A 4,153-nucleotide genomic window follows, 5' to 3' on the forward strand; every position below is an offset into this window, starting at 1 on the left:
ATTCCTCAACGCGCTTTGGGTCATATGACTCCTATTGAGAAACTCCGATGGTGGCAAACCGAGCGACCAGAGCTTTTCATTTCAAGGGTAGATAATGTCGCGGGTCTTGACACCTAGTCACTCACGAGCAGGCCATCGAACAACTGACCAAGGCAGCCAACAATCAGCGAGTTCAAGAGCCGGTTATCGGAGGGATAACGAAGCATCTGCTGGACATAGAAAGCAAGTTGGGGCTTGCTCTGCTGATCGCGGGCTTCTTCTTACTTGGGGTGGGTATGTTGAGTAATGCGGTCAGTTATTTTTTCTAGTAACCGTCCTTCGTCATCACTCACCCCACCAGCAGCACATTCATCCCCGCCATCCCTGCCATCCCCGCCATCCCTGCCATCCCCGCCATCCCCGCCATCCCCGCATCCGGCACGCCGGTCACCGTGATGACGACCTCTTCCTCATTCCGGTCACCCAGGTGCAGGTACGCGCCCTCACCCAGCGGCTGCCAGCCAATCGATTCGGCTTCGATGGCGGCACGTTCGGCTTTGAGCTCATCCGGATCGATCAGCCAATTCACTTCGCCAGCCCCTCCACCCACGCCAACTGCCTGGGCAAGCACACCGTCTGCAGGTCGTAGTTTGCCTGCGCAAACGCGCGGGCGTTCTGGCCCAGCCGCTGCCTTGCCGCGGGGTCATCGAGCAGCGCACAGACTTCATTCACCAGGCCCGCTACGTCAAAGAAATCGACCAGCCGTCCGGTGTCGTCGTGGCGGATGGCCTCGTGCAGCGGCTGGGTGTCGCTGGCGACAATCGCGCAGCCCACGCTCATCGCTTCCAAAAGGCTCCAGGAGAGCACGAAGGGGTAGGTGAGATAGACGTGAACGGTCGAGAGCTGCAGCAGCGCGATGAAATAGGGGTACGGGATGTTGCCGAGGAAATGGATCCGCGCCCAGTCATCGTCGGGTATTTGCGGACGGACTTCGGCGGTGAAGATCTCACGCCAGGTCGTGCGCCCCCCGTAGCGTTGTGGGTCGGGTTGGGCGCCGTAGGAGACGCCGTTGCCACCGACGATGAGCACATGCGCGGTGGGCCGACGCCGCAGAATCTCCGGCAGCGCACGCATGAAGACATGAAAGCCGCGGTAGGGTTCGAGATTGCGGTTGACAAACGTGATCACCTCGTCGGCGCGCGTCAATGTCAGGCGCGCTCCGCTTTGGGTGGTGAGGGTAGGCGACACTGCCGGGTTGGGCGTGACCGCCTGGGTGTCGATCCCATCATGCACCACGGTAATCTTGTTGCGGAAGCGTTCGGGAAAGGTACTCGCCTGCCAGTGGGTGGGGCTGATGCCGGCATCGGCCACCTCGAAGTGCAGCAGGTTGTTGAGGTTTTTGAGGCGCAGCCGGCACGCATCACCTTCTGCGTCTGGCGCGGGAAACTCCGGGTCGAAGCCGACGTCTGCGCCCTGAGGGTGGTAGAAGAACTCGCAGTAGATGCCCAACCTTGCAGCGGGCCAGACGTCTTTGAGGAACAGGCTTTCGCCCCAGCCGGGGTGGGCGATGATTACATCGGGGCTAAAGCCCTGCGCTTTCAATTGTAGCGCCGCGCGAAAGCACGCTTCGCCGCGAATCACCTTGGTTTCGAAGTCGCTCACCCACGGATGCACGCCCGGCGTGGTGCCGCGGCTGGCGGCATATGGCACGAGCGTCACGCCTTGCCATTGGCGCACGCCGGTCTGTTGCATCGTCATCGCGACGACCGTGTGGCCGCGTTGCGCCAACGCAGGCGCCAGGTGCTTGAACTGGCCGGGAAAATTTTGGTGGATGAAGAGAAATTTCACGTCTGTCTGGTTAGTACCTGGAGGAATTGTAACGAGATCAAAATCGGAAAAGCCCATCGTTCCTCACACTATCCGAAGCGCGAATCAGGGCTGATTCATTGCCAACGTTTCGTTATCGGGTTCCGTGCCTGTTCGGCAAGATCTAGAATTTTCGATTTGAGGTTGTCTCAAAAAATTTCGGTGGCGGTGGTGGACATAGGTGACGCATCGTGGGCCTTTACGCAATCTGCAACGCCTTGAGGATCGGCAGCTGGCGCTCGGCAAAGGTTTGCGCTTGGGCAGTGAGTTCGGAAAGGTTCTCATCCGCGGTTGTCAGCGCCTTGCCCTCTTTGGTGAGTCGCTGACCCAGCGCCTGCAAGTGGTCCCAAGCAAAGCGCGCCCACTCCTCAGCGGTTTTGCGCCCGTGCTGGCGAGCGAGCAAAAAGAGCTGGTGAAACCGTGGCACGGTAACACCACCGCCAGTGACCGGGCTTGCCAGATAGGCGAAGTTGTTGCTTGCGCGGCTCTTCGCCATCAGGTGCTGGTTGAGACGATCGCACGCTTTCTTGGCGCGTGTGACGCTGCTTTCTTCCTGCGCGATGGCCGCATCCCCTTTGCCCACCAGAATCAGCGCCGCCTGAACGATTTGTGCAAACGTGATGCCCTTGGGCGTGAGCTCCTGCTCGATTTGCGCGAGCGTCATGGGCTTATGGCTGGCAAGTCGGTCCAGGATGGGCTGATAGACCCCCTCGTTGAGCGACGCTTCCCCACGGCTGCCGGTGACCTTGAGCGACACCGCATCGCGCGGGGTGATGAGGATGAGGCGCTGGGCGCGCAACGCCTCCAGCCGCTCGAAAGCAGTGGGGTGGCGCACGCCCTTGATCCAGTAGTCGCGGCGAAACTGCGTGTTGCAACAAAAGTCACGCACCAATTGGCGGAAGTTCGCATCGGGGATGGTATCGAGCAGCGCTTGTTGCGCTTCAGAGAGGTTGATCGCATCGACATGGTCCAGATAGTGGGCAGATGCCGCAAAGCGCAGCTTCGCAGGCGCGAGCCATTCGGCCATTTTCGCCACCGACATCGGGTGCCAGTCGCGGTTGAAGTATTCGTGCGCCAGGTAGTGGCGGTTCTGCTCCTTCATCTTGGCGATGCGCTGTGGTACCTGCGGATTGGCCGCGGCGTAAGCGGGTTGGGTGGCCAGAAGCTTTTCAGCAAAATCGAGCGCAGCGTCGATGCGGCTGACGATCCCGTGACCCTTAGCGGCAAGGGCGTCGCTATGGGCGATCAAGAGTTCGCGCATCGGTACTATTGCCGCCCAACCGGGTTGGGTGTTGTAGCTGATGTAGAGCACGCCGCCCACTTTGAGCTTACGGCGGACGAAATCGACGATCACGGCGCGGTTTTCGTCCGAAATCCAGCTCCAGATGCCGTGCAGCCCGATGAAGTCGAACTCGGGCAAATCGGGGCGGTTACAGAATTCGGCAAACGCTTGATCGAAGAGCCGCGCCGATGCCCCCGATGCGGCGGCGAGCTCCTGGGCAAAGCCCGCCTGCGCCGGGTTGAAGTCGGTGCCCCACCACACCGAGGTGGACGCCGCGGCGTGGATATTGATGCTCATGCCCTGGCCAAAGCCGAGTTCGCACGCAGCTTCCACCTTGGGCGGCACGATACCGGCCGCAAGTAGCGGTAGCGCCAAGCGTTGCGGGTTGAGTTCGGCGTAGTAGCCAAAGGTGTAACCGATGTCGGTGACGTAGCCAGCGCTCCAGTCGGTCATCTTGGATTCCTTCTTGGTGTGTTGCCAAACGATTGTAGCGCCGCTGCGGTGGTTGCGCGCACCGCGCGTGGCGGTCGAGGGGAACGGCAGTGTCAGCAGCAAGCGCGTTGGCGATGGCGATGATGGCGATGACCTCGCTGCGCAGCCTCGCCGCGTCGGGGTCCGCTTGCGCCAGATTCCATTGCGCCGGGTGGAAGGCCTCGGCGTAGCGTTCGTTGTCGATGGTGGTCAGGAACGCCTGGAGGGCGGGAAGGGGCGCGGTTTCCAGCAGGCGGTGAAGACTCACGCCGTTTGCGAATGACTTCGCCATTGCCGCCCCCGCTTGCACCTCCCCGTGTCGTGATCGCCATTTTCTAGACCACTAGGGACACACTGATTTATTCGCAGATCGATGTGCCGAACTCATCCCTGACATGCGAGAATTGATTAATAGGCACTTGACGATGCAAGCGAGCTTTTCCGAACTTGAATATGTGTCAGGTCCCGGACGATTGCATTGATCCGCGACGTCGTGCATTATTCATAGGTCGCGAGACGATGCGTGAGCTGATCGAGGAACTCAGGAGGCAAAAG

At 60.5% G+C, this 4,153-nt stretch carries 4 protein-coding genes and 1 pseudogene; 2 read left to right on the forward strand and 3 right to left on the reverse strand.

Annotated features, from left to right (window positions below; all coding sequences use genetic code 11):
- Positions 1-117, forward strand: a pseudogene (locus tag KUL93_RS11025) (IS481 family transposase); the annotation flags it as partial.
- 211 nt (positions 118-328) lie between these two features.
- Here KUL93_RS11025 and KUL93_RS11030 read toward each other — a convergent pair.
- The 3 genes from KUL93_RS11030 to KUL93_RS11040 form a co-directional block, all read right to left on the reverse strand.
- A complete protein-coding gene (locus KUL93_RS11030; protein ID WP_217127089.1) occupies positions 329-568 on the reverse strand; it encodes a hypothetical protein in 240 nt (79 codons plus the stop codon).
- On the reverse strand, positions 565-1,827 hold the full coding sequence (locus KUL93_RS11035; RefSeq protein WP_217127090.1) for a glycosyltransferase: 1,263 nt from the start codon (positions 1,825-1,827) through the stop codon (positions 565-567). The genes KUL93_RS11030 and KUL93_RS11035 overlap by 4 nt, the downstream gene beginning before the upstream one ends.
- Positions 1,828-2,044: 217 nt before the next feature.
- Complete coding sequence (locus KUL93_RS11040; protein WP_217127091.1) at positions 2,045-3,580, reverse strand: class I SAM-dependent methyltransferase; 1,536 nt, start codon at positions 3,578-3,580, stop codon at positions 2,045-2,047.
- A gap of 13 nt (positions 3,581-3,593) precedes the next feature.
- On the opposite strand from KUL93_RS11040, the gene KUL93_RS11045 reads away from it, so the two are divergent.
- Positions 3,594-3,881 (forward strand): hypothetical protein, encoded by a 288-nt coding sequence (locus KUL93_RS11045; RefSeq protein WP_217127092.1) that lies wholly within the window; start codon positions 3,594-3,596, stop codon positions 3,879-3,881.
- The last annotated feature ends 272 nt before the right edge of the window (positions 3,882-4,153 follow it).

The organism is Hydrogenophilus thiooxidans, assembly GCF_019049855.1.
GTDB classification, from domain to species: domain Bacteria; phylum Pseudomonadota; class Gammaproteobacteria; order Burkholderiales; family Rhodocyclaceae; genus Hydrogenophilus; species Hydrogenophilus thiooxidans.